Here is a 25,709-nt window from a genome sequence, read left to right as displayed (position 1 = left end):
GCCCGTCAGGCCACGCCCGATGAAGCCGGCTCGCGCCGCTGCCCGTCGAAAGGCCCCGGCGCAAGGATGACGGGGCTGCCCGTCTGGTTCGCATCGGACCATTCCTTGACCTGCTTCTCCCAGTCGCCGCCCAGCACGCCGGGACCGGCGTCTTCCATGTTCCTGAAGTAGTCCTGCAGCGACTTGGTGTTGGTCTCGATCTCCGAGGGCTTCGCGATCTCGTAGATCACGAAGCCCGTGATCGTGAGGCCCAGCCCGACGATGAAGAACGGTCCGGCCGCGGCGCTGCCCAGCAGCCCGAATTCGGCCAGGCCGCCCAGCGTGACCGAGGCCGCGCCCAGCAGCTCCACCGAACCGGCCGCCACGTAGCCGTTGTTGCCCTGCTCGAGGCCTTCCTTGATGTGCGAGATGCCGAAGTACGCGGCCAGCGGGCCGGCCGCGACGTCCAGCGCCGCGATGGCGCCCTTGAGCGGCAAGGCCGCATAGCGCAGCGCGCGTGCGCCATCGGTGGCCGCGGTGGCGGCATCGGGCGCGACGGCGAAGCGGCCGAGCACCGCGGCGTCGGTCGCCTTGCCCGCGGCCGCAAGGCCCGCCGGGTAGCTGGTGGGCGCACGCACGTAGGTTTCGTTGAGCAGCTTGCCGTAGGCCTCGAAGCGGGTGCCCGCGCGGGCCGTTCCGGAGGTGTGCGTGTCGGCGATGCGCTGGCCGATGAAGTCGGCATCCTTCGCGCCGAAGCCGGCCCCCTGCAGCGCATTGGCCACGGCCTTGGCATCCGACATGTCCACATTGACCAGCGCGCTCGACTGCTTGGCGATCGACTGGCCCAGCGGCGAGCTGGCCTGCTCGCCCGTGGACATGGAAAGAAAGCCCAGGCGCGCGTCGCCGTTGACCTTCAGCGCCTCGATTTCCGCCGGGGTCAGCTTCAGGTCCGCCGCGCCGGCGGCGATCTTTTCGGCGATGCCCGCGTTGTCGTAGTCGATGCCCTTGAACAGCGTGCGCTGCGGGTTCATCTTGTCGGTCAGGGCTTTCTGCACCGCGTCCTTGTCGGCCAGGTTCACGTCCTTGAGCGCATCGCTCATCTCGCCCATGGTCGGGCGAAACGAGGCCTTGGCCTGGTTGATGACCTGGCCGAAGGAGCCCTTGTATTTCAGGCCCACCGCATCGGACAGGTGCGAGGTGCCGAACAGCTTCGACTCGGCCGCCGCGCCGACCTTGAGGTAGTGCTCGCCGTAGGACAGGCCGATGTCCACGTGGGTGAGGGTCTGCATCCACGCGTTCGTGTCGCCATTCTTGAGCTTCTGCAGGAACTGTGGATCGTGCAGCTTGTCGTTCGCCACGATGAGATTGATCATGCCGGCCGCGCTGGCCCAGCCGCCGTTGTCGTTGATGGTGCGCAGCAATTGCAGCTTCGACTTCGCATCGTCGGGGGTGATCTCGCCCGCTCCCTGCTGCCGGTTGATTTCGCTCTCGACCTGCTGCACGTTGCCCGGGTCCCCGCCCTGGGCATCGACCTTCTTGATCAGCCTGAAAAGCTCGCCCGCCGCGCGCCAGTTGTCCGCGGTGTTGCCCACCACCTGCCCGGTGCCGCGGAAGAACCAGCGCATGGCCGTGATGGTCACGTAGGTCGCGCCCTGGCCGGCGTCGTCGTCGGTGGTGCTGGGCCGCACGCCGCCATAGGTCTGCTCGAACAAGCGGTTGCCGATCTTGTCGGCGGCCTTGGTCGCGAGCGCGGGATCGAAGGCCTGGATGTTCAGCAGGTCCTTCTGCACGGCGGCGTCGCGCGCCTCGGGTGAGAGCGAATCCAGGTAGGCCGTGTACTCGGGCGATTCCATGTAGCCGGCGTACTGCTGCGCGATCGACTCGCGCGAGAACTTGCCGTCCAGCGTGCCGTCCACCGCCTTCTTCAGGTCGTCGCTGCCCAGGATGTCGAGCGCGGGATTGGGCTTGGCCGGGGTCGTGCCCTGCTGCGGCAAGGCAAAGCCGATGCTGGTGTCCAGCGTGCCGCGCATCGCGGTCGTGTTCTGCAGCGCCTTCCACGCGTCGACTGCCGACTGCGGCGCGTCCTTGCGCAGCGCCACGTACTGCGGCAGGTTGTGCGTGTAGGTGGCGTTGTACTGGTCGCGCTGGTCGAGCTTGACGTCGCGCACTTCCAGGTAGGGCGCAGCGGCGGCCGCGTACTGCTTGGCCTGGCGATCGGAAATGCCGAGCAGCTCGTAGCCCTGCCCGATCACGTCGGCGCGCTGCTGCGGCGTGAGATCCGGATGGTTGGCCGCCAGCTGGGCATCCAGCTTGCTGACCGACACGTTGTCCGGCCCCGACGCGTACAGGCCGCCGAACGTGGGCATCTGGCCGCCCTGCCCGGCGTCCTTCTTGAGCTGGGCGAGCACCTCCAGGCTCAGGTCCTTGGTGAGCGGGTCCACCACGGGCTGGCTGCCCGGCACGCTCTTTTGCACGTTGGCCAGCCAGGGGCCGCCCTTGTCCAGGATGAACGGCGGCTGCGGCTGCGGCTGCGGCTGCACCAGCACCGGGGGAGATGTGCCCGGTATCTGCGCATTGGCGATCAGCGTGTTGCCCCGGACCTGATCGGCGCTCGTGAGCGGCAGGCCGTTGCCCTGCGTGTAGAAGGAGCCGCCCAGGTACGGCGGCTGCGAGCGCGTGCTGTTGCCCTGGCCGTAGGCCGGATACGAATGGCCTTCGCCGTGCGTGAGCCCCGCCCACAGCGCGTCGCGCTTCGCGCCGGGCGCCGCGCCGTTCGGAAAGTACTTGGGAAACTGCGCGTCGAACTGCTTCTGGTAGTCGCCCGCGAACTCCTTGGTGAACTCGGGCTTCTCGGTCAGCTCCTTCAGGCCCGCGGCCACCTTGTCCTTGTCGATCAGGCCGTTGGTGACCACCGTGGAAGGCATGTCCTTGCGGTAGCTTTCGTCACTCAGCTTCACGCCGCCGTCGATCGCACCCTGCGCCTGCACGAGCATCGCGAAGCGGCGCTTGTCGGAGCCTTCGGGCGCGTCGGCGTACTGCTTCATCAGGCCGGCCATCGCGGCCTCGTGCAACGTGACGCCATCCACGCGCGTGGTGCCCACGTCGGCGGCGGTGGGCAGGGCCGGTGCCGGCGGCTTGGGCACGGCGGGCGCCTCCAGCAGGTCGGGCTTCACGCGCAACCATTCCTTATCCTCCAGGCCATCGAGATCGCGCTTGCCGGCCGCGGCGGGCGGCGTTCCGGGATTGCTGTTGGCCGTGGCGCGATCGAACTGCGGGTTGAGCGCAAGAATCTGCTCGCGCGTCATGCCACTGCGCCGCGCGAACTGCTCCAGGCCCTCGCCGGGGCGCACCTGCCCGAACTCGCCGGCGTCGATGGGCTGGGTCATCACCGGCTCGGTCGGCTTGTCGTAGAAATCGACGGAGGCCTGCGCCTGCTTGACCTGCGTCTGCGCATCGCGCGTGGTCTGCGAAGGCGCGGTCGCGCCCTGCTTGGCGTCCCCCAGCTTGGACTCCGCGAGCGCCTGCTCCTTCTCCTTGAGCACGGCCTTGGCCTGCAACCTGGCCGCCTCCTGCTCCTTGGTCTTGGCCGTGTCTTCCAGCTTCTTTGCATTGTCCTGGTCGGCCTTTTCGCTGCTGGCCTTGGCCTTGGCGGCCGCGTCCTCGGCGGCCTTGCGGGCGGCCTCCGCGGCCTTGCGGGCTTCTTCCGCCTTGCGGCGCGCCTCTTCGGCCTGGCGCCGGGCTTCCTCGGCGGCGCGGCGCGCAGCGTCTTCGGCCGCCCTCAGCGCGGCGGCGTCATTGGGGCCCTGGGTGGCAAGGCCTGCGGAAACGGGTGCTGTCATGGTTCGAACTCCTTTGAAGGGGGAGAGCCCGCGCCCACGCGGCGGACTGGCTCCCGGGACACACGAATCGGTTGGCGGCGCTGAGCGGCCGGCGTGTGGCGCGCATGGCTTCACGCATCGCCCTGCGCCCATCGAAGCAGCCGGGCCACCGGCGCATACAGCGAACGCGGAATCGGCTGGTCCACCGGCACCTCTGCATAGATGCGCTCGGCCAGCGAGGGCTCGAACTCCATCGGCACCAGGCCCTCGCCGGCAAAGCGCCGCATCTGCGCGGCGACCTCGCCCTCGCCGCGCGCGATCACGCGCGGCAGGTCGGTCTCGCCCAGGTACTGCAGGGCGACGGCCGTGCGCGCCGAATGGATCACCGCCGAGGCCATGCGCACGCAGTCGCCCAGGCTCGCGTACACCGCCTCGAAATGCGCGGAGCGGCGGCGCGACTGGTTGATCGGGTCGCCCTCCACTTCCTTGTATTCCTGGCGGATGTCGTCGATGGACATGCGCTGCTGCTTCATGAACTCGAAGTGCTCGTGCGCATAGTCCACCGCCGCCATCAGCGCGTAGATCACCACCGCCCAGCCGAAGGCCACCAGCACCATGTGGGCCGAGGCGGTCATGATGGCGGCCGGGTTCGCGTAGCCCAGCTTGAGCGAGGTGTCCACGAAGCCGCGCACCACCACGAACATCAGGCCCGCGAGCAGCGCCGTCTTCACGCTCATCTTCAGCAGGTTGATGAGATTGCGCGTGGAGAAGATGCGCTGCAGCCCCTGGGCCGGGTTCATGCGACTCACGTCGGGCTTCAGGCGCTCCCACGCGGCCACGCCGCCCACCTGGGCCAGCGAACCGACGATGCCGGCCACCGCAGCGATGGCCATGATGGGCAGCGTGCCCCAGAGCAGCGTCTCGCCGGTGTGCAGCAGCAGCTCGCCGAAACGGTCGTCGGGCCGGCTCAGCAGGCTGGTGCTGGTGGCATGCAGCCACAGCTCGCGAAACAGGCTGTAGAGCGTTCCGCCGCCCAGCCACATGCACACCACGACCACGGCGAACACGGTGGTCGAGGCCACGTCGTTGCTGAACACCACCTCGCCGCGCTTGCGCGCATCGCGCAGGCGCTTGGGCGTGGGCTTCTGGTTTTTCTCGGCCATGGCGCTAGAGCGTGGCCCGCAGGAAGTCGAGCACGCCGTTCTCGGGCCGCAAGAACTCCTGCAGCGACTCGTACACGAAGAAGACGAACAACAGCATCATCAGGTGCGCCAGCAGGCTCTTGAGCGGCTGCGAGAACACGAACACGTTCAGCTGCGGCGCCACGCGGCTGATGAGGCCCATGCCCAGCTCGACCAGCAGCAGCACGAACACCACCGGCGAGGCGAGCTTGACGATCCACAGGAACAGCGTGTCGCCCTGGCGGATCGCGAACTGCTCGATCACCAGGCCCAGGTTCGGAAAGAACGAGGCCACGGGCCAGAGCCGGTAGGAGTCGACGATCACGCCCAGCATCGCGAGCAGCCCGCCGGCCGAGACGAACAGCGTGATCACCATCCAGCCGAGGAATTCGCCCGTGGGGCCGTTCTCGTGGCCCGCCACGGGGTCGAAGAACGACGCGTTGCTCGAGCCCGTCTGGAAGTCGATCAGGTCGCCCACGCTCTGCACCGCCCAGATGAAGATGCCGAAGCCCAGGCCCAGCATGAGGCCGATGAAGGCCTCCTTGCCGGCGATGAGCACCCAGGTGCCGATGGAGGCGATGGGCATGTCGCCCGCCACCGGCGACATGAAGAGCGCCAGCAGCAGCAGGAGGCCGTTGCGCACGGTGCCGGTGATCATGCCGCCCGAGAGAAAGGGAACCACCGCGAAGATCGCGAACAGCCGCGGCAGCGTGAGCACCACCGACGAGAAGAAGCGCTCGATGCTGGCCAGTTCGATGGAAGAGTCCATGTCCCTCTTTTTCCTGTTCCTGTGCCTAGGCCGGACGCCGCGCGGCCCAGGCCTGCGACGCGGTTTCCTCGGCCGCTTCGTCGAGCCGCTGCTCCTGCACGCGCACCGCCTCGGCGCGCGCGCGCTGCTGCATCCGCTGCGCCTTCTCGACCTCGCCGCTGGCGGCGCGCAGCTTCTGGCGGCTGGCATCGAGCGTCTGCTCGCGCTGCGCATGAGCTTGCCCGGCCTGCGCCGCGAAGTGGCCGGCCTGTGCAATCCGCGCATCGAGCGCGCCGCTCCATGCGCCCGCATGCCGCAGTTGCGCGACGCTGCACTGCCCGCCCGACAGCGCACCGGCGGTCGCCTGCCAATGGCGCGCCTTGTCCAGCACCTGCTGCTGCTGCCATGCCTGGGCCTGCTGCAGCTCGGCCCGGCTCTGCTCGGCCGCCGAGCGGTCGCGCGCGACGACGCCCATGGCGACGGTCTTCTGGCGCTCGCGCACGCCGGCCAGCAGCTTCCAATCGATGCCGCTCATCGTGCCGCCCCCGTGCGCTCGCCGAAGTACCGAAGGGCCTCGACCGACTGCGCATACAGCAGGCTGGTGCCGGAGGGCTGCGACAGGAATTCGAGCATCGCGGCCCGCGCCTGGATCGCCTCGTCGGCCAGCGCATCGCTGCCGGGGCGGTACTCGCCGATCTGCACCAGCAATTCCATCTCCTGGTACTTGGCCAGCAGGCTGCGGAAATGCGCAGCCGCCGCGCCGTGCTCGCGCGTGGTCACCAGCGGCATCACGCGGCTGATGCTCGCGAGCACATCGATGGCCGGGTATCGGTTGGCCGCCGCGATCTTGCGCGACAGCACGATGTGGCCGTCCAGGATGGAGCGCACCTCCTCGGCGATCGGATCGTTCTCTTCGTCGCCTTCGGTCAGCACCGAGTACACGGCGGTGATCGAGCCGGTCTTGCCCTGCCCCGCGCGCTCCAGCAACTGCGGCAGCATCGAGAAGATCGAGGGCGGGTAGCTCCGCCGCGTGGGCGGCTCGCCGCTCGCGAGGCCGATCTCGCGCTGCGCGCGCGCAAAGCGCGTGAGCGAATCGACCAGCAGCAGCACCTTCTTGCCCTGGTCGCGAAAGTGCTCTGCGATGGTGGTGGCCACATAGGCCGACTTGATGCGCTCCATCGGCGGCCGGTCGGAGGTGGAGACCACCATCACCGTCTTGGCCAGGCCTTCGGGGCCGAGGTTGTGCTCGATGAATTCCTTCACCTCACGCCCGCGTTCGCCGATCAGCGCGATCACGTTCACCTCGGCCGTGGAGCCGCGCGCGAGCATGCCGAGCAAGGTGCTCTTGCCCACGCCGGGCGGCGCGAACACGCCGATGCGCTGGCCTTCGCCCACGGTGAGCAATGTGTCCACCGCGCGGATGCCGGTGGTCATCGGCGCATCGATCATGCGGCGCGCGAGCGGGCTCACCGGCTCGCGGTGCACGGCCAGACGCGTGTGTGCGGCGAGCGGGCCGAGCGCGTCGATGGGATTGCCCAGCGCGTCGAGCACGCGGCCCAGCAGGCCAGCGCCGACGGGGCAGACATGGCCGCGCCCGGTCGGCACCACCTCTGTCAGCGCCGAGATGCCGGTGATCGGTCCGAGCGGCGTGAGGATGGCCGTGTTGCCGCGAAAGCCCACCACCTCGGCCAGCAGAGGCGGCTCGCCCGGCGTGACCAGTTCGCACAGCTCGCCCACGTGCGCCTGGATGCCGGTGGCGTCGATCAGCATGCCGACGGCCTTGCTCACGCGCCCCCGCATCGCCACCGGCATGACGCGGCCGAAGGCTTGCTCCAGGTCGGCGACGATGCCGAGGGCCGCGTCGGACACCGCGTTCACCGGCCGCCTCCCGGCGCGTCGGCAATGCCGCTGCGCTCCACCGCGCGGCGAAAGGCCTCCATCTGCGCATCGACGCCGATCTCCAGCACGCCGGACGCCGTCTGCACCACGCAGGCGCCGGCGGGCAGCGCCGCATCGGCCACGAGGCCGACGGTCATGGTCCAGTTGGCTTCGTCGCGCAGCCGCGCCAGCACCTCGCGCAGGGTGGCCTCCTGCGCCGGCGCCACGCGCACGGTGATGAAGGGCTCGTTGCGGATCAGCGTGTCCACGCGCAGCAGCGCGGCCGCCAGGAGCGCGGCCGGGTCCGCATCGGCGATGAACTGGCCCACGGCCTTGACGACGATCTGCGCCATGGAAGCGCGCAAGGCGTGCAGTTGCCGCTCGGCGGCCATGGTGTCGGTCACCAACTGGGTGGCGTATTCGGCCTTGGCGCGCTGCAGGCCCTCTTCGTAGCCCTGCGCGCGGCTGGCCTCGGCGTCCTGCGTGGACTGCTGCACGATGCGGCGCGCCTCGCGCCGCGCGGTCTCGACCACGGCCGATGCATCGAGCAGCGCCGCGTATTCGTTTTCCTTGAGCACCTTGCGCTCGCTCAGGAGCTGCAGGTTCTCGGTGGTGATCAGAAAAGCCAATCCCATTGGGGCAGTCTTTCGGGAACGATGCACGAGAGCATCAGCTCGTTGAGTTGCTGGGCCTGGCGCGGCTGCAGTTGCGGCACGCCGAGATTCGAGATGCGCCGCGGCAGCTTGTGCCGAAGGCGCTGCAGCACGGCGTCGCCCTCGGCGGCGGCGGCCCCCAGCAGCAGGCGGTGGCCGCGATCGACCACCACGCGGCCGGTGGCCATGGGCCGCTGCTGCAGCACGGCGCTGTCCATGTGCAGCTCGGTCAGTTGCGGCACGCGGTCCAGCACGAAGTCGACCGCGTCGGCGTCGAAGCGGCGCGCCTGCCGGCGGATCTGCACGCCGGCACCGCCGCGCAGCCTGAAGAGCGGCAGGTGCACGCAAAAGCCCACGTAGGCGGCGAGCCGGCGCAGCGCCGCGGCATCGAGCAGCGCCACGCGCTTGAGGCGGGCGTCGAAGTTGTAGTCGCCGGTGCCGCTCACCGGCATCTGCCCGCGCCGCAGCTGGTTGGCGAGCACCGCCCGCCCGGCCTCCCCCAGCCGCGCGGGCGAGCGATGGCGGGCCGGCCAGTTGGCGGGCAGCCAGCTGGGGTGCAGGTCGGTCTCGGGGTGCAGGTTGAAGCGCATGACCAGGCGCACGAGGTCCATCGGGCCGGGCGCGGCCTGCGGCATGTCGGGGGCGATGGCCGGTGGATGCATGGCGGGTCAGCGCCTGAACACCTGGCGGCGCGTCCAGCTGCGCCAGTCAAGGCCTTCCTTCCGCAGCAGCGAAGGCAGCACCATCAGGCAGACGGCGGCCAGCAGGAGCAGGCCCAGCAGCACCATCGCGGTCGAGGCCGAGAACAGGCCCAGCACCATCGGCTGGCCGCGTGCATCGCTCGCGCCACCTGCACCGCCTGCACCGCGCACACCGGCCGCGGCAACCGCCGGCCTGCGCGCCTCGAACAGCGACAGCGACACCTGGTCGTGCGTGAGCCCCTCGATGCTGTGCGCCACCATGTCCTTGACGGCGGGTGCCAGGAGACGGATGTCCACGTCGGGCCGGTGCTTGATGAACACCGCCGCCGACGACGGCCGGATCTTCTCGCTCAACGGGTCGTTGGCCGGAATCACCACGTGCACGCGCGCGGACACCACGCCGTCGACATGCCGCAGCGTCTGCGACAGCTCCTGCGAGATGGCGTAGATGTAGCGCATGCGCTCCTCGGAGGGCGTGGACACCAGGCCCTGCTTCTGGAACACCTCGCCCATGGTGGCGAAGCGCTCGTTGGGCAGGCCCTGGGCGCGCAGCACGTCCAGCGCCACGCCCATGCGGCTCTCGTCCACCTCGACCTGCCAGTTGTTGCCTTCCACGCGGCTCTTGGCCGCGTCGATGCCTTCGGTGGACAGCGCGGCGACGATCTCGTTGGCCTCCTGCTCGTTGAGGTTGGAATAGAGGCCGACCTTGCAGCCGCCCAGCGCGAGCAGCAAGGCCAGCGCCGCGAGCCAGTGGCTGTGGCGCGGAATGAGGGAAAGGGAGCGCGAGAAAGGGTTCACGGCATCCTCATTGCTGGTTTTTCAGCAGCGTGCCGAACAGGCTGGTGGCGGCGCTCGCCAGGCCCGTGGAGATGTGCATCTTCGCGAACATCATGTGGGCTTCCATCGAGTGGTCGGTCATCGCGAACATGGTCTTGATGGGGTCGGACATGTCGATCGACTCGAGCATGCTGTGGCGCATTTCCTCGTAGGAGCGCACGTTGCCCGAGAACTGCGCCGCGAGCGCCTTGGCGGCATCGCCGAGCGCACTGGGCGCGGCCACCGAAGAAGGCGGCGCCTGCACGCCCTGCATCATGTTGGCGAACATCCGGGTCTCGCCCGGATCGAAGCGAGCGGCGGTGGTGGTGGTGGCCTGCTGCTGCGCGGCGGGCCCGGACACCTCGGCCGGCGGCGCGCCCGCTGCGGCCAGCGCGGTGGGATCGGTCATGGTTCACCTCCTTCCAGGGGAAAAAAGGCCGCGCGCCGCCGCATGGCAACGCGCGGACCTGGCTTACGAGGACTTGGCCGATTGGCGGATGTCGTTGCCGGTGGACTTGGCCACCTCGCCGCCCGCGGCGCTTGCACCGTTGACCGTGTGCGCGGTGGAGGCCGCGCCCTGGATGCTGGTGGAAGCGGCCATGCTGGCCGACATCAGCCGGGCGTTGTCCGCCGCGGCCTGGTTCATCTGCTGGATAGAGCTGTCGACTGCGCCTGCCATAGGTATCTCCTGGTCAAGTTGAAAGATTCACGAGGTTTCAAAGCGCCCCGTCCCGGCGGGACGAAGCCATTCCACGCAGCAGCGCGAACGCGTTGCCGCATGAAATCCGGGGTGCGCGCGGCGACGGTGCCTGTGCTGTGCCATGCCGTCACCTCGCGCGTTTGTTGTCGGGCACGCCGCCGCTCAGGACCAGCCCGTCGGCATCGATGCGCTTGAGTTCGGCGCCCGAGCGCAGCACCGAGCCCTCGTAGTAGCGGTTGCCGTTCGCGAGCTGGATGTGGCGCAGGCCGTTGCCGTCTTCGGTGATGCTCACCATGCGCGCGGGCAGCAGGCTCTGCCAGCCGTCCCATTGCGCGCGCATGTCGGCGTCCTTGTTGTCGGCAACCGGCTTCTCGCGGTACTGCACCTTGTCGGAGACCAGCACCGAGGGATGCAGGTCTTCGCTCAGCCGGCGGATCTTCTGGCGCACGGCCGCGTCTTCGACCGTGCCCGTGAGCACCAGCCGGCCCTGCCCCGTGTAAGTGACGGCCACGCCGGGGTCGGCCACGTAGCGGCGCGCCTGCTCGACCATGTCTTCGGCCGAATGCACATTGACGCTGACCTTGCCGCCAAAGGGCTCCATGGCCCGCTGCAGGGTTTCGCGCCGCTGCTTCGATTCCACATACCCCTTCACGCCGAAGAGCCCGCCCTGCGCGGCCACCACTTCCACTTCGGGAAAAGGCACGAGCGCCTTTTCCACTTCGGCCAGGTTCACGCTGGCGCCGCCGCGCGTGCCCGAGCCCGCGTCGCCGAGCGACACGGCGGCCAGCCCGACCACGGCCAGCAAGGCGATCACGCCGCCCACCCAGTAGCCCAGCCGCCGCGACGACCCGGCGGGCTCACGCGCCTGCGCACCGCCATCGGACGGCATGCCTTGCGCCGGGGCGAACATGCGGTCCTCCCTCGCGTGCACTGGATAGCTGCGGTCGAGCTGGAAGTCGATCTGGCCCAGGCTCACGACGTCGCCCGCCACCACGCTCTTTCGCGGCTGCTGCATCTCCTGGCCGTTCAGCCGCGCCGAAGCCGTGCCCAGGCGCTGCATCGACACCACCAGCTCGCCGACGGTGAACGCCAGGTGGCGCGGCAACACATCCCCGCCGGGCAGCATCACCTCGCATTCGCCACCCGAACCCAGCACGTTGAGGCCGGGCTTGAGCGCGATGGTGCGGCCTTTCACAGCGCCGCTGAGAAAGCGCAGGCACCAGGCCGCGCCCAGGGCCGGCTCGGTGTGCGGCGCGCCCGCTTCCACGTCGCTGTCGATCTCGCTGGCGCCGTGGTCGTCGAAGGCGATGTCGCGGTCCTGCACGTTCAGCCTCCCACTTCCGGCAACGGCAGCTGCGGCACGTTCGCCGTCGAGCCGGGCAGCACGAGGCGCGGCGTCAACAGGTAGAAGCGCTCCATGTTGATCTGCTTCTTGTCGTTGTACTTGAAGAGATTGCCGACGCCGGGAAGGTCCTTGAGCACCGGAACGCCCGTGGTGGCGGCGCTCCGCTCCTCCGAGGAGTAGCCGGCGATCAGGAGGCTCGCGCCCTCGTCCACCAGCGCCTGCGTGTTGACGGTGCGGCGCCGCACGATCGGTATCTTGTCCACCGACTGGGCACTCAGGTCGCCATCGACGATGTCGATGGACATCATCACGGAGCGGACGCCCTTCTCGTCGATCACCAGCGGCGTCACGCGCACGGCGGTGCCGGCGGTCACGCTGAAAAGGCCCGCATCCTGGAAGCCGTCCACGCGCACGTAGAACTCGCTCAGGTTCTCCAGAACGGCCTCGGTGTTGTCCAGCGTCATGACTTTCGGGCGCGCGACGAAATTGGCGTTGCCGCTGGTGGCCAGCGCGGTGACGCGGGCCAGCAGGTAGTTGCGCGCGCTGTTGCCGATGGCGGCGGTGAACATTGCGCCCAGCGGCGTGGTCGCAAGGCCCGCCGCGGTGAGGCCGCCGATCTGCCCGGCCTCGCTGCTGCTGCCGTCCCAGGTGAGCGGCCCGCGGTCGCCGCGGCCGGTCTGGAAGTCGCCGTGCCGCCCGTGCAGCCGCCAGTCGATGCCCAGGCTGCTGAGCGTGTCGGAGCTGATGTCCATGATCGTGACCTCGATCTCGACCAGGCGCGGCTTCACGTCCATCGCCTCGATCAGGCGGGTGTACTGCGCCATGCGCTCGGGCATGTCGCGCACCAGCACCGCGTTCATGCGGGTGTCGGCCTGGAACTGCGGCAGCTCGTTGCCGATGGACGGGCCCGCGATGCCGCCGCCGGTTTCCGCATTCGGCGTCATGCCGGCCATCTCGATCTTGGGCGCGGTGATGGTCTCGCCGCTGCGCAGCTTGATCTGCCGGTTGGCGCCGACCGAGAACGGCGCGCTCGGCGCGCGGCCGCCGCTGCCGCCGGAGGCATTGCTGCTGCGGCCGTAGAGGCTGCGCAGCACGTTGGCCACGCCGGGAATCACGGTCTCCTTGCCCGAGCGGTTGATCTTGAAGTCCGAGGCCCAGGCGTACTTGAGCGGGAAGAGCCGGATCTCCGCGCCCTCGGCCATGGCGGTCTTCTGGTCGGCCAGCTTGACGGCCTGGCGCACCATTTCCACGTAGCGGCGCGGCCCGGTCACGTAGACGCTGGCGTCGCGCTCGCTGATGCTCAGCGGATAGCGCTCGTCGGAGATGTGCAGCCGCACCAGCGTCTCGGCGATGCGGCTCGCGTTTTCCGCGGCGATGGGCAGCACCTCGCTCTTCGCGTCGGCGGCCAGGTCGACGAAGAGAAAGGCGCCATCGAAATACCAGGTGAGGCCGTTGACCGAGCACACGCTGTTGAGAATGCCCAGCGCCGGCCCCGCGAACTTGCCGCTGATGACGCCGGCCACCTTGGGGTCGATCACCGCCGTGACGTTCTGCGACGAGGCCAGCTCGCGCAGGAAGTCGGGCAAGGGCTTCTCGTTGGCGACGATCTGGAACGGCCGGCTGTTCCAGCGCAGCTCGGCCGCCTGGCTTTGCTGGTGCGCGGCCAGCAGCATCAGCGCGGCGAAGCCGAACAGCAGGAAGACCCGTTGCCGAAAGAGGTTCAGGTGCGCGGCGATCACGGCAGCGAACTCAGTGCCTGGAACGCGCGCTCGGCAAAGCGCATCACGTCGCGCCCGAGCCAGCCCGCCGTGGCGATGATCGCCACCATCACGGCGATGAGGCGGATCGACTGGCCGATGCTCTGGTCCTGCACCTGCGTCACCGCCTGCAGCACCGCCACGACGAGCGCGGTGAGCGTGGCCACCACCACCACGGGCAACGAGATCCACAGCACCAGCAGCAGGCCTTCGCGGGTGATGTCCAGGATGTTCTGCGGTGTCATGGCTTCTCGTGTGGTGCGCCCCGGGGGACAAGGAGATGTTCATCAATGGGCTTGCGGATTGGTGACCCAGCCCACCGGCTGCAGGGCCACGTCTTCGTCGACTTCCTGGTAGGACAACACGGGCAGCAGCGGCGCCACCGGCTCGATCAGCGTCTTGATGTAGCGGCGCACGTCCGAGGAGGCGATGGCCACCACGCGCGTGGCGGCCGTGCCGAGAATGCGGCGCACTTGCTCGCGGATGTCCTGCGTGACGGCCGGGCTCAGCAGCAGCAGGTTGCCGCGCGGCGAACGCTCGATGGCGTTCTGCACGCGCTCCAGCAGGCTGGACTCGAACAGGATCGCTTCGAGCTGCCGGTTCGGGCCCACGTAGCGGCTGGTGATGTAGCGCCCGAGGTCGATGCGCACCAGCTCGGTCAGCGCGATCGCGTCCTGCTCTTTGGGCGCCCAGATGGCCAGGCACTCGAAGATGGCGTGCAGGTTGCGGATCGGAATGCCCTCCTGCAGCAGCCGGCGCAGCACCTCGGCGATGCGCTGGCCCGAGGCCACGCGCGACACCTCGGCCGCGAGCTCGGGCGCATCGCGCTGCACCGAATGCAAGAGGCGCTGCACTTCCTGCAGGCCGATGAGGTCGCGCACGTTGCGGCGCACGGCATCCTGCAGGTGCAGGCCGACCACCTCCTCGTTGTTCCATGTCCTGAAGCCGGCCTCTTCGCCCGGCACCCACACCACGCGCGGGAACGGGCCGAAGGGCTCGGCCACTTCGGCGCCTGCCGGCGGCGCGGCGGCCTCGGCCGGATCGAGCATCCGCCAGCCCGGCCTGAGCGTGCCTTCGGACACGGCGACGTCGCGCACCAGCACCTGGTAGCCGTGCTCGGCCATGCCGTCCGCATAGGCCAGTTGCAGGCGCGGGAACACCGGGCCGAGGTCGGACTCGACCGCGGTCTTCACCGTGGCCAGGTGCTGGTCGAGCGCGTGGCGATCGACACCGCCGCGCAGCCCGCTCGACAGCCGCACCGCCAGCGGCGCGGCAATCGCGTGGTCGCTGTCGGTCTCCTCCGAGGCGATGCCTTCGCGGTGCGAGATCCAGCCCGGCGTCTGGCTCTTCTGGCGCAGCATGCGCATCGTGAAGCCCAGGCCCAGCAGCACGGCCGCAATGAGGCTGAACACCCACTTCGGAAAGCCCGGCACGATGAGAAAACTCGCGACCGCCAGGCCCGCGATGATCAGCGCGCGCGGATGCGCCATGAGCTGCTGGCTGATCTGGTTGGCCAGTTGCGTGTCGCGGCGGTCGCCGGTGCTCACGCGGGTGATGACGATGCCCGCTGCAATCGACACCAGCAGCGACGGGATCTGCGACACCATGCCGTCGCCCACGGTGAGGATGGCGTAGCGCTGCAGCGCGCCGCCCAGCGTCATCTCGTGCATCAGCGTGCCGATGGCGATGCCCGCGAGGATGTTGACCAGCGCGATCACGATGCTGGCGATGGCATCGCCCTTGACGAACTTCATCGCGCCGTCCATCGCGCCGTGCAGCTGGCACTCCTGCTCCAGCACCTGGCGGCGCTTTTGCGCCTGCGCGGAGGACAGCACGCCGGCGCGCACGTCGGCGTCGATGCTCATCTGCTTGCCCGGCATCGCATCGAGCGCGAAGCGCGCCGCCACCTCGGCCACGCGCTCGGAGCCCTTGGCGATGACGATGAACTGCACGATCGCGATGATGAGGAACACCACGCCGCCGACCACCACGTTGTTGCCGACGATCAGCTTGCCGAAGGTGTCGATGATGTGGCCCGCGTTGGCGTGCAGCAGGATCAGCTTGGTCGAGGCGATGTTGAGCGCCAGGCGAAACAGCGTGGTGAACAGCAGCAGCGAGGGGAACGTCGAGAGCGACAACGCCGACGGCACGTACATCGCCACGATCAAGAGCACCAGGCTGATGGCCAGGTTGCTTGCGATCAGCAGGTCCAGCAGCGGCGTGGGCAGCGGCAACACGAACAGCGCGACGATGACCACCAGCAGCCCCGCGAGCAGCAGGTCGTTGTAGCGGCCCGCATTGCCCAGCAGGTCGCGCACGCCGCCACGGTACGTTGGAAGGGATCGCGGAGAACTCGCCATCGCGTTGTTGCTTTACGGTGTTCTTGGAGTTGTGAGTGATGCCGCTTGCACTGGCCTGCGCCGTCGTCGGACGTGATCGATGTCGCGTCGCGGTGGACTCTATGCGCCGCCATCCATTCACGGCAACAACGAGTTTCCGTAGGCAACGGCGGTGTGTGGCGCGCGCGGCACTACGTGTTTGCGGACTACCTCCACGCAGGGCGTCTGGCTAAGCTGCCCGTCCCGGTGCGAGCTGTCTCGCGTCGCTTCAAGGTATGAAGAAAGTGATACGACGCAGCACCCGCCGCATCGATGGATCGAACGAAAGCACGCATGTCGAACGCATGGGCTGAAGCGGTGACGGAGCTGGGCGAATCGCGTGCATTGCCGCGCGCCGACGCGGCGAACGTGCGCGCGCTCAATCGCCTGTACGGCGCCGCGCCGCCGCCCGATGTGGCGGCGCGCGGTGTGCGCTACCGCATTCACTGGCATCACGACGCGGCCTTCGGCCACACGACGCGCGAGAGCTACCGCTTCAGGCTCGGCGCGCATGTCGGCCACCTCGCGATGGATGCGCCGAGCCTGCAGGCGCTCCTGGGCGAGCGCCGCATCGACCTGCTGCCGCGCGACCTGCGCTACATCCTCCTGGCCGACGCGCTGCATCCGGTGGTCGATGCGCTGGAGAAGACGCTGCGCCTGCATTTCGAGTGGCAGCCCTCTGAAGCCGAGGCGCGCCATACACAAGGGCAGCACGAGCGGCACGAGCAACACGAGCGCCGCGAACACGCACCGCTCCTGCATTGCGACCCCGAGCGCGCAGCCTTCTTCGCCGCCACGCCCTCGGACGGCAGCGCCATGCTGCGCGGCTTCGTGCAGTTCGAGGATGCCGCCACGCTGGATGCGCTGGTGCCCGCGAGCCGCGCGTCGCACCACAACGCGCATGCGGGCGATGCCTTCGACACGCTGCGCCTGCCCGTGAACTTTCGCCTCGGCAGCACGCCGATCCAGTTGCGCGAGATCGGCAGCATCCGCCCCGGCGACATCGTCGGCATCGAGCAGTGGCGCTCTTCGGGCGCCGCGATCGTGGTCACGGCCGAACTGGGAGGCCCCGGCGGGCGGCATCTCTCGGCCTTCGCCGAGGGCTCGCACATCACCGTTCAGCAATCGAGAGACAGTGCCATGAAGCCAGACACCCCTGCCCAGGCGGTCCCAGCCACGGGAACCGCGGACAACGCCAACCTGCCGATCGACCGGCTCGACGCGCTGGAGGTGACGCTGCGCTTCGAGGTCGGCGACCTCTCGCTGTCGCTGGGCGAATTGAAGAGCATCCGCGCCGGCCATGTGTTCGACCTGGGCCAGCCGCTCAACCGCAGCCCGGTGCGCATCCTGGCGCACGGCAACGTGCTGGGCAAGGGCTACCTCGTCGCGGTGGGCGATCGCCTGGGCGTGCGCGTGTCGGAGTTCGCGCCCGGCGAAGTCTGAGCATGCAAGGCGGCCTTCCCGAACCCCTCACGCTCGTCGCGCTGATCGTCGCCTTCGGCGTGGCGCCCTTCGTGGCGCTGATGGTGACCAGCTACACCAAGCTGGTGATCGTGTTCGGCCTGCTGCGCACCGCGCTCGGCCTGCAGCAGACGCCGCCCAACATGGTGCTCAACGGCATCGCGATCATCCTGTCGGTCTACATCATGGCGCCGGTGGGCATGGACATCGGCGATGCCTTGCGCGGCCGCAACTTCGGCGCCAAGGGCGAAGGGCTGGGCGACATCATGGCGGTGATCGATGCGGCCAAGGCGCCGGTCAAGGAGTTCCTGCAAAAGCACACGCACGAGCGGGAGCGCCAGTTCTTTCTGAAGTCGGCCTCCAACATCTGGCCCAAGGCGCGCGCCGAGCAACTGAAGGACGACGACTTCATGGTGCTGGTGCCCAGCTTCACGCTCAGCGAGCTCACGCGCGCGTTCCAGATCGGCTTCATCATCTACCTGGTGTTCGTGGTGGTGGACCTGATCGTGGCGACCGTGCTGCTCGCGCTGGGCATGTCGATGATCTCGCCCACCACCATCTCGCTGCCGTTCAAGCTGTTGCTGTTCGTGATGCTGGATGGGTGGACGCGGCTGGTGCACGGGCTGGTGCTGTCGTACCGCTGAGTTCGTCCACGAGGCGATCGACTGCGGCCTCGGCCTTCTGCATCGACTGCGCGAGCTGCTCGCCGCCGAATTCGTCGCACTCCACCGCGGCCTCGTGCACATCGGTGATGCCGATGTAGCCGAACACCGAACGCACCGAGGCCTCGGCGTGGTTCAGGTGCGCGATGCGCCCGCCCTTGTCGTAGCCATGGTCGCCGCGCGCGCCGAGCAGCACCATGCGCTTGCCGGCGTCCGCGAGCATCGGCCAGTACGGCACCGCGCCGCGTGCACGGTCGAAGCCGAAGGTGCGGCCCACGCGCACGATGTTGTCGATGTAGGCCTTGAACTGCGCGGGCACGCTGAAGTTGTACATCGGCAGGCCCACCACGATCAGGTCGGCGGCCAGGAGCTGATCGACGAGGCGGTCGCTTTCGGCGAGCACGTCGGCCATCCAGGGTTCGCGGTCGGCCGGCGCGGTGAAGGCGGCGTGAATCCAGCGGCTGTCGACAAAGGCGGGCGGGTGCTGGCCGACGTCGAGGTGATCGATGCGGTCGCCGGGCCGCATCTTGCGCCAGCGTTCGACGAAGCGTGCCGAGAGGCGCCGCGTGTGCGAACCGTGCGGGTCGGCGCCCGAGATGCCCGGGCGGGCGCTGGCGTCGATGTGAAGCAGGTTGAGGGTCATGGGGGTCGCTCCGTAGATGGATGAGTTGATGTACGCTGTGTTGCGCCGTCAGAATGACTGCACAGGCCTCGAATCTAGGGATACGCTCGGCCATTCACAAACGATCATTTCTCCCGTCATGCAAGAGACTGGCTCATCTGTCCGCCCCTCACGCCGCCTGCCGCCCCTGCTCTCGCTGCGGGCCTTCGAGGCGGCGGCTGCACACCTGAGCTTCCAGCGCGCGGCGGCCGAACTCTCGGTCACGCCCTCGGCGATCAGCCACCAGGTGCGGGCGCTCGAAGACACGCTGGGGCAGCCGCTGTTTCGCCGGCTCACGCGGCAGCTCGCGCTGACGCCCGCGGGCCAGCGGCTCTTCGACGATCTGTGCATGGGCTTCGATGCGCTCGAAGCGGGTGTCGAGCGGCTGCGCCGGCCTGCGGCTTCGCAGTCCGTCACGCTCACCACCAACACGGCCTTTGCGGCGCGCTGGGTGCTGCCGCGCATGACGGCCTTTCGCAAGGCCTGCCCCGGCATCGAGCTGCGGCTGCACGCGGGCGACACGGTGGTCGATCTTTCGCGCGGCGATGCGGACATCGCAGTGCGCTCGGGCAGCGGCAACTGGCCGGGGCTGGTGTCGAGCGAACTGATGCCCGAGCGCTATGCGCCGCTGTGCAGCCCGATGCTGGGCCTGCGCCGCAAGGGCGACCTGCCCAGGCACCAGCTGATCCATTGCGACTGGCAGCCGAATGCGCTCGCGCCGGCGCTGTGGTCACGCTGGTTTCGCGAAGCCGGCATCGCGCAGCCGCGCGGACGTTCGGCGAAGGCTGCAGGCCTCTCGTTCTCGGACGAGACGCACGCGATGCTCGCCGCGCTGGCGGGCCATGGCGTCGCGCTCTTGAGCCTCACGCTCGCGGCCGAGGAGCTGCGCAGCGGCGCGCTGGTGCAGCCCTTCGGGCCGGCGCTCGATACGGGAAGCTACTTTCTCGCGACCGCGAACGGGCGGGAGAACGAGCCTTCGATCCGGGCGGTGTGGCAGTGGATCGAATCGCAGGCCGCTGCCAGCTGATCAAGCGAGTGGATCGGTGATCTCGCGAAGCGCCATGCGCTTGTAGGCCGCCACCAGCGCCGCACCCTCGGCCGGCTCGACCGCGATCGCCAGGCGGATGGTCGCCTCGCCCATCTCCCAGATCAGGAAGGCCGCCTGCTCCACCCGCTTGGTGTCGGCGCGGCCGCGCACCCTGTGCACCTTGAACATCGCGTCGGCCAGCATCTGCCCGCACGCGCGGCTCTCCGCAATCTGCAGGGCCAGCAACTGCTTGTCGGCCTGCATGCCGCTCCAGATGTCGCGCATGACGGGGCGCTCGTTGACGATCGTGTAGTACACGTCCACCAGCGCGGTGAAGGACGACTGGAGGCTCGCGAGATCGACCACGTCCTTCAGGCCCTCGCGGATGCACTCGCGGCTCGCGGCATTGATGCGCTCGGCCAGCATGCGGATGAGCGCGGCCTTCTCGGGGAAGTACTGGTAGAGCGAGCCGATCGAGATGCCGGCCGATGCGGCGACCTCGCTCATCTTGAGCTGGTCGCTGCCGCCGCGCACGATCAGCTCGGCGGCCGCCTCGAGGATGCGCTCCACGCGCGCCTTGCTGCGCTCCTGGATGGGGCTCTTCCTGGCCGAAGGTGCCTCGGCGACGGCCACCTGCGATGGCAAAGGTGCACTGCGTGTCATGGCTTCATCCCGGGGTTGACATTCAAAATGTGAGTAACTATCATTTTTTACGTGAGCATTACTCACATTATCTCAAGGAGTTCGAAAATGGCAATCGGCAGCAGCACCCGGGATGATGCGCATCCCATTTTGGTACTCGGCGCGAACGGCAAGACCGGCGGGCGCGTTCTGGAACGGCTGCGCGCCGCCGGGCACGCCGTGCGCGTCGGCTCGCGCGCCGCACAACCGCCCTTCGACTGGGAAGACCGCGCCACCTGGACGGCCGCGCTCGAGGGCGTTCGCGCCGTCTACGTCGCCTACCAGCCGGATCTGTGCGTGCCGGGCGCCGTCGACACGGTGACCGCCTTCTACGACGCTGCCGCCAAAGCCGGCGTTCAAAAGATCGTGCTGCTGTCGGGCCGCGGCGAGCCCGAAGCGCAGGACGCCGAGCGCGCCCTGCAAGCCACCGCGCTCGACTGGACCATCGTGCGCGCGAGTTGGTTCTTCCAGAACTTCAGCGAGAACTACTTTCTCGACGAGATCGTCGCGGGCGCGATCACGCTGCCCGAAGGGCTCGCCGCGGAGCCCTTCATCGATGCCGACGACATCGCCGACATCGCGGCCGAAGCGCTGGTCGACAGCCGCCACAGCCGCAAGCTCTACGAGCTGACCGGCTCGCAGGCCTTCACCTTTCCCGAGGCCATCGCGCAGATCGCGCGCGCGACGAATCGCCGGATCGATTGCCACATCATCCCGATGGACGACTACGCCAAGCTATTGGCGGAAGCGGGGCTGCCGAAGGACCTCTGCTGGCTGGTCGTCTATCTCTTCAGCACCGTGCTGGACAGCCGCAACACGCCCATCGCCCACGGCGTGGAACGGGCGCTGGGCCGCCCTCCCCGCACCTTCGCCGACTACGTGGCGCGCACGGCCCCGACCGGCGTGTGGGGAGCGAAGTGATGATGGGCAAGACGGCGACGGTGCTGATCCTGGCGAGCGCCTTTTCCACGGCGATGGTCGCCGGCATCTTCTACGCGTTCTCTTCGTTCGTGATGCCGGCACTCGCGCGCGTGCAGAACAGCGAAGGCATCAACGCGATGAACGCGATCAACGTCACGGTGATCACGCCCAGCTTCATGCTCGTCTTCATGGGCAGCGCGGTGCTGGGCATCGTGCTCGGCGGCTGGTCGCTGTTCTCGATCTCGCAGTTCGACTCGCAATTGGTGCTGCTTGCGAGCCTGCTCTACGTGGTCGGCTGTTTCGGTGTGACGATGGTGCTCAACGTGCCGCTGAACAACCAGCTCGCGGCCACGTCGCCCATCGACGGCGGCGCGTTCTGGCAGACCTATCTCAAGACCTGGACGATGTGGAACAGCGTGCGGACGGCATCGTCGGCGCTCGCGGCGGTCGTCTTCGTCGCGGCCGCGCTGAGGCGGGCCGCGGTGTAGGCGTCAGGCCGCGCGAAGCTGTTCGCGCAGCTTCTGGCCGATCTCGGGACGCTCCAGGAACGGGTCGGCGGGGTTCGTGACCGAGACGATGTTCTCCATGCGGCTCTTCACGTTGCCCAGCGCCTTGGGGTGGCTGAACACGTAGAACTGGTTGTCGCTGATGGCGTCGAACACCTTCGCCGCGACTTCGGCCGCGGTGATCTTGCCGCTGCTCACCGCCTTGTTGCTCATGGCCTGGCCGATCAACTGGCTCTTGGTGAACTCGCTGTCCTTGGGCGCATTCGGGCGGTTGCGCTCGCTGCTCGTGATGCCGGTCGGCACGAAGTAAGGGCACAGGAGGCTCGCGCCGATCTGGTCGGTCACCAGCGTCAGGTCCTGGTACAGCGTCTCGGTGAGGCTCACGACCGCGGCCTTGGCGGCGTTGTAGATGCCCATGTTGGGGGGAGTGAGCAGGCCCGCCATGCTCGCGGTGTTGGTGATGTGGCCGCGATAGGAGGGGTCTTTCGCGGCCGCCTCGAGCATCATCGGCGTGAAGAGGCGCACGCCGTGGATCACGCCCCAGAGGTCCACGCCCAGCACCCACTCCCAGTCGGAGACGGTGTTCTCCCACACGAGCCCGCCCGCGCCCACGCCGGCGTTGTTGAACACGAAGTGCGGCGCGCCGAAGCGCTCCTTCACGGCGGCGGCCAGGGCCTCCATCTGCGCGGCGTCGGACACATCGACCTTGCGGGCCAGCACCTGCGCGCCGGCGGCCTGCATTTCGGCGGCGGCCTTGTCCAGCGCGTCCTGCTGCACGTCCACCAGCACGAGGTTCATGCCGCGCGCAGCGCCGATGCGCGCGCATTCGAGGCCGAAGCCCGAGCCCGCGCCGGTGAGAACGGCGGTCTTGCCCTTGAAGTCCTGAATCATTTGCCGGTGTCCTTCTTGCGTTGAATGTCGACGTCTGCGACGTTGGAGGCGCTATTGAAATACGGAACGCGCCGGCGCGCAGTCACGAAGGTGCCCCGCTCGCGTGCCTCTCATACGGGAAACGCGTTCAAAAATATCAATCCGTTCACGCTGAGCTTGTCGAAGCGCCGCGCGAGACTTCGACAAGCTCAGTCCGAACGGTTCTTGTTGATCAACCGCAAACTCGTTTCAGGCCTCCGCCTTTTTGAGCACGTAGCCGATGCGCGGAAAGTGCACGTGCACCGTGCCGATGCGATCTTCGCTGCGCGCAAGCGTGTAGTGCGTGCGCGTGGCGGCCACCAGCGTGCCGTTCGTTTCCTCCAGGCCGAAGCTCTCCGCCCGGATGGTCACGGCGCTGCCGAGCGCGATGCCGTGGTCGTCCTGGAAGGTGCTGTCGGTCAGCAGCGTGTGCGGCGTCGCGGCCTTGGCCACGGCGATGGCTTCGTCGGCGCTGTACTTCTCGGGCGCACCGTGGCCGATGGCGGCCATGCGGTCCATCCAGTCGACCACCGCGGGCGTCAGGTCGAGGATGGTGCGCACCGACTCGATGCGGCGCGTGTACCAGAGCGGGTGGTAGGCCGCGAAGTCGCTGATGCTGGGCACTTCGCCCAGGAGGTAATGGCGGTCGTCCAGCATGTCCGACAGGCGCCGAAGGTACGACTTGTAGGCGCTGGTGGCATCGGCCGGGCGCAGGCGCGTCATGTTGCCGGCGCTCATCTTGCCGCGGTCTTCGCCGAAGGCCTTGGCGGCTTCGGGCGGCGCCTTGGCGAACACCTCGGCCGCGCCCTTGGGCTGCAGGTTCCAGGCCATCGCGGCCCAGAAGAGCGTGGTGTCGGCCCACTGCGCGAGGATGCGCGACAGGCCCTTCTCGGGCTCCGGGTAGAGCGTGGGCTCGGGCTGCAGGTGCTCCAGCACGTCGGCGATGAGCGCGCTGTCGCAGTACATGTCGGCGCCGATCTGCAGGAACGGCGTCTTGCGGTAGCCGCCGGTGAGCAACTCCACATCGGGCTTGGGCATGATCGGCGGGATGAAGACCGACTTCCACGGCAGCTGCTTGGCGCCGAGGATCAGCCGCACCTTTTCCGAGAACGGCGAGGTGGTGTAGTGGTGAAGGATCAGGTCGGCCATGGGTTTCGGTTTCCTTGTAGTCGTGAGGCTGAATCCACCACCACCGTTCGGGCTGAGCCTGTCGAAGCCGCGCGCGGCACTTCGACAGGCTCAGTGCGAACGGGTTCGCGGGGTGGCGTGAATATCTATAGCGGACTTGCCCGCTGGATGATCGAATCGAAATCGGTGCCCGCGCCCAGCGTGCCGAAGGCATTGCCCCAGTCGCCGCCCAGGCGCGATGCGCAGAACGCGCCGACCACCGCGGGCGGCGCCGTCTGCGCCAGCAGCGAAGCCTGCACGGCGAGCGCCACGTCCTGTGCCAGACGACGCGCCTCCACCTCGGAGGCCATCGCCTCGATGCGCGCGGGCAGCGCGTCGGCCAGGCGGTCGAGCGCGGCATGCTGGCCGCGTGCGGGTGCCAATTCCTTCGCGAGCGCCGCCACGGCATCGCCTTTGCGCAGGCCCCGCAGCAGGTCGAGCGCCATGATGTTGCCCGCGCCCTCCCAGATTGAGTTGAGCGGCATCTCGCGGTAGACGCGCGCCATGATGCCCTCGCCGCCCTCTTCCACGTAGCCGTTACCGCCCAGGCACTCCATCGCCTCCTGCGCGAAATGGCTGCCGCGCTTGCAGATCCAGAACTTGGCGACCGGCGTGAGCAGGCGCGCCATGAGGCGCTCGTGTTCGTCGTCCGGATGATCGAAGGCGCGGGCCAGGCGAATGGCCAGGGTCGTGGAGGCCTCGCTCTCGAGCGCGAGGTCGGCCAGCACGTTCTTCATGAGCGGCTGCGCGATCAGCGGCTTGCCGAAGGCGTTGCGCTGCGATGCGTGGTTGATGGCGATGCTCAACGCCTGTCGCATGAGGCCGCTGGTGCCCAGCGCGCAATCGAGCCGGGTCATCGTGCCCATCTCCAGGATCTGCGGAATGCCGCGCCCCTCCTCGCCCACGAGCCAGGCGCTGGCGCCGTGGAACTCGACCTCGGAACTCGCATTGGCCTTGTTGCCGAGCTTGTCCTTCAGGCGCTGGATGTGGATCGCGTTGCGCGTGCCGTCGGGCAACACGCGCGGCAGGAAAAAGCAACTGAGCCCGGCCTCGGCCTGCGCGAGCACCAGGAAGGCATCGCACATCGGCGCCGAGAAGAACCACTTGTGACCGGTGATCGCATAGCGCTCGCCCCAGGCGTCGCTGCCGTCGCGCACGGCCTTCGTGGTGTTCGCGCGCACGTCGGAACCGCCCTGCTTCTCGGTCATGCCCATGCCCATGGTCACGCCGGGCTTGTCCTTGAAGGACTTGAGTGCCGGGTCGTACCAGAGGCTCGTGAGCTTGGGGCCCCAGTCGGCGTACACGGCCGCGTTGCTGCGCAGCGCGGGCGTGACGGCGTAGGTCATCGAGATCGGACACAGCATCGAGGGCTCCAGCTCGGTGAAGAGCATGAAGCCGGCCGCGCGCAGCACATGCGGCGAGGCCGAGGTGGCCGCCCACGGCGTGCCGTGCAGGCCCGCGCCCACCGCAGCCGACATCAGCACGTGGTAGCTCGGATGGAACTCCACCTCGTCGATGCGCCGCCCGAAGCGGTCGTGCGTGTGCAGCTCGGGCGTGTGGACGTTGGCCAGGCGCGCATGCGTCTGCATCTCGGCCGAGCCGATGGTCACGCCCAGCTCCTGCAGCGGCGCCACCTGCAGCTGCGGCGCATTGAACTTCAACGCATCGCGCAGCGGCCGGTTGGTTTCGAACAGGTTGTAGTCCGCCAGCGGTGCGGGCTGGTTGAACACCTCGTGCGTGGTTTCCATGACCGGCCTCCT

Annotated in this window: 24 protein-coding genes; 5 read left to right on the top strand and 19 right to left on the bottom strand. The window is 68.6% G+C overall.

The genetic code is table 11. From position 1 onward, the window contains the following. Window positions 1–5: 5 nt before the first annotated feature. The 14 genes from JC881_RS00190 to sctV all read right to left on the bottom strand — a co-directional run bounded on the left by JC881_RS00190 (window position 6) and on the right by sctV (window position 15,936). Complete coding sequence (locus JC881_RS00190) at window positions 6–3,818, bottom strand: hypothetical protein (protein ID WP_198783706.1); 3,813 nt, start codon at window positions 3,816–3,818, stop codon at window positions 6–8. Between the two features lie 110 nt (window positions 3,819–3,928). After that, window positions 3,929–4,960: an EscU/YscU/HrcU family type III secretion system export apparatus switch protein gene (locus JC881_RS00185; RefSeq protein WP_198783705.1), complete on the bottom strand. Its 1,032-nt coding sequence runs from the start codon at window positions 4,958–4,960 to the stop codon at window positions 3,929–3,931. 4 nt (window positions 4,961–4,964) lie between these two features. After that, complete coding sequence (gene sctT, locus JC881_RS00180) at window positions 4,965–5,747, bottom strand: type III secretion system export apparatus subunit SctT (RefSeq protein ID WP_198783704.1); 783 nt, start codon at window positions 5,745–5,747, stop codon at window positions 4,965–4,967. Window positions 5,748–5,772: 25 nt separating this feature from the next. Continuing rightward, window positions 5,773–6,261, bottom strand: a complete 489-nt coding sequence (locus tag JC881_RS00175; protein WP_198783703.1) for a serine kinase — start codon at window positions 6,259–6,261, stop codon at window positions 5,773–5,775. Beyond that, complete coding sequence (locus JC881_RS00170) at window positions 6,258–7,538, bottom strand: FliI/YscN family ATPase (protein ID WP_198784846.1); 1,281 nt, start codon at window positions 7,536–7,538, stop codon at window positions 6,258–6,260. Before JC881_RS00170 ends, JC881_RS00175 begins: the two co-directional genes overlap by 4 nt. Window positions 7,539–7,600: 62 nt before the next feature. Further along, a complete protein-coding gene (gene sctL, locus JC881_RS00165; RefSeq protein WP_198783702.1) occupies window positions 7,601–8,239 on the bottom strand; it encodes a type III secretion system stator protein SctL in 639 nt (212 codons plus the stop codon). Continuing rightward, entirely contained in the window at window positions 8,221–8,919 is a 699-nt protein-coding gene (locus JC881_RS00160; protein WP_198783701.1) for a type III secretion system protein, read from the bottom strand. The genes sctL and JC881_RS00160 overlap by 19 nt, the downstream gene beginning before the upstream one ends. A gap of 6 nt (window positions 8,920–8,925) precedes the next feature. Continuing rightward, on the bottom strand, window positions 8,926–9,756 hold the full coding sequence (gene sctJ / locus JC881_RS00155; protein WP_332875163.1) for a type III secretion system inner membrane ring lipoprotein SctJ: 831 nt from the start codon (window positions 9,754–9,756) through the stop codon (window positions 8,926–8,928). A gap of 7 nt (window positions 9,757–9,763) precedes the next feature. Beyond that, entirely contained in the window at window positions 9,764–10,183 is a 420-nt protein-coding gene (locus tag JC881_RS00150) for a hypothetical protein (RefSeq protein WP_198783700.1), read from the bottom strand. Window positions 10,184–10,246: 63 nt separating this feature from the next. Further along, entirely contained in the window at window positions 10,247–10,453 is a 207-nt protein-coding gene (locus JC881_RS00145; RefSeq protein WP_021004014.1) for a hypothetical protein, read from the bottom strand. Between the two features lie 148 nt (window positions 10,454–10,601). Then, window positions 10,602–11,798: an FHA domain-containing protein gene (locus JC881_RS00140; RefSeq protein WP_332875162.1), complete on the bottom strand. Its 1,197-nt coding sequence runs from the start codon at window positions 11,796–11,798 to the stop codon at window positions 10,602–10,604. A gap of 2 nt (window positions 11,799–11,800) precedes the next feature. Further along, a complete protein-coding gene (gene sctC, locus JC881_RS00135) occupies window positions 11,801–13,558 on the bottom strand; it encodes a type III secretion system outer membrane ring subunit SctC (RefSeq protein WP_332875161.1) in 1,758 nt (585 codons plus the stop codon). Next, entirely contained in the window at window positions 13,555–13,821 is a 267-nt protein-coding gene (gene sctS / locus JC881_RS00130) for a type III secretion system export apparatus subunit SctS (RefSeq protein WP_198783699.1), read from the bottom strand. The genes sctC and sctS overlap by 4 nt, the downstream gene beginning before the upstream one ends. Before the next feature lie 42 nt (window positions 13,822–13,863). Further along, complete coding sequence (gene sctV / locus JC881_RS00125) at window positions 13,864–15,936, bottom strand: type III secretion system export apparatus subunit SctV (RefSeq protein WP_198783698.1); 2,073 nt, start codon at window positions 15,934–15,936, stop codon at window positions 13,864–13,866. Window positions 15,937–16,248: 312 nt separating this feature from the next. Between sctV and sctQ the strand changes: the two genes are divergently transcribed. Together sctQ and sctR are read left to right on the top strand one after the other, a co-directional pair. Beyond that, window positions 16,249–17,397, top strand: coding sequence for a type III secretion system cytoplasmic ring protein SctQ (gene sctQ / locus JC881_RS00120; RefSeq protein ID WP_198783697.1), 1,149 nt, complete (start codon window positions 16,249–16,251; stop codon window positions 17,395–17,397). Between the two features lie 2 nt (window positions 17,398–17,399). Then, window positions 17,400–18,059, top strand: coding sequence for a type III secretion system export apparatus subunit SctR (sctR, locus tag JC881_RS00115; protein ID WP_198783696.1), 660 nt, complete (start codon window positions 17,400–17,402; stop codon window positions 18,057–18,059). Here the strand turns inward: sctR and JC881_RS00110 are convergent. Further along, window positions 17,986–18,720: an FMN-dependent NADH-azoreductase gene (locus JC881_RS00110; RefSeq protein ID WP_198783695.1), complete on the bottom strand. Its 735-nt coding sequence runs from the start codon at window positions 18,718–18,720 to the stop codon at window positions 17,986–17,988. The genes sctR and JC881_RS00110 overlap by 74 nt on opposite strands. A gap of 118 nt (window positions 18,721–18,838) precedes the next feature. Here JC881_RS00110 and JC881_RS00105 point away from each other — a divergent pair, with 118 nt between their 5' ends. Beyond that, on the top strand, window positions 18,839–19,765 hold the full coding sequence (locus JC881_RS00105; RefSeq protein WP_198783694.1) for a LysR substrate-binding domain-containing protein: 927 nt from the start codon (window positions 18,839–18,841) through the stop codon (window positions 19,763–19,765). On the opposite strand, the gene JC881_RS00100 is transcribed toward JC881_RS00105, so the two are convergent. Then, entirely contained in the window at window positions 19,766–20,428 is a 663-nt protein-coding gene (locus tag JC881_RS00100; RefSeq protein ID WP_198783693.1) for a TetR/AcrR family transcriptional regulator, read from the bottom strand. An 87-nt stretch (window positions 20,429–20,515) separates the two neighbouring features. Between JC881_RS00100 and JC881_RS00095 the strand changes: the two genes are divergently transcribed. Continuing rightward, entirely contained in the window at window positions 20,516–21,367 is an 852-nt protein-coding gene (locus JC881_RS00095) for an NAD(P)H-binding protein (RefSeq protein WP_198783692.1), read from the top strand. Further along, window positions 21,367–21,855: an anthrone oxygenase family protein gene (locus JC881_RS00090; RefSeq protein ID WP_198783691.1), complete on the top strand. Its 489-nt coding sequence runs from the start codon at window positions 21,367–21,369 to the stop codon at window positions 21,853–21,855. Before JC881_RS00095 ends, JC881_RS00090 begins: the two co-directional genes overlap by 1 nt. A 3-nt stretch (window positions 21,856–21,858) precedes the next feature. Here the strand turns inward: JC881_RS00090 and JC881_RS00085 are convergent, their stop codons facing one another. The 3 genes from JC881_RS00085 to JC881_RS00075 all read right to left on the bottom strand — a co-directional run bounded on the left by JC881_RS00085 (window position 21,859) and on the right by JC881_RS00075 (window position 25,697). Beyond that, window positions 21,859–22,764, bottom strand: a complete 906-nt coding sequence (locus JC881_RS00085; protein ID WP_198783690.1) for an SDR family oxidoreductase — start codon at window positions 22,762–22,764, stop codon at window positions 21,859–21,861. 228 nt (window positions 22,765–22,992) lie between these two features. Beyond that, on the bottom strand, window positions 22,993–23,931 hold the full coding sequence (locus JC881_RS00080) for a glutathione S-transferase family protein (RefSeq protein WP_198783689.1): 939 nt from the start codon (window positions 23,929–23,931) through the stop codon (window positions 22,993–22,995). A 125-nt stretch (window positions 23,932–24,056) separates the two neighbouring features. Then, complete coding sequence (locus tag JC881_RS00075) at window positions 24,057–25,697, bottom strand: isovaleryl-CoA dehydrogenase (protein ID WP_198783688.1); 1,641 nt, start codon at window positions 25,695–25,697, stop codon at window positions 24,057–24,059. Window positions 25,698–25,709 lie beyond the last annotated feature (12 nt).

It is taken from the genome of Variovorax sp. IB41 (assembly GCF_016405905.1).
In the GTDB taxonomy this organism is placed as follows: Bacteria; Pseudomonadota; Gammaproteobacteria; order Burkholderiales; family Burkholderiaceae_C; genus Variovorax.
The sequence above is the reverse complement of the archived record's forward strand: the minus strand, read 5'-3'. Positions and strand labels throughout refer to the sequence as shown.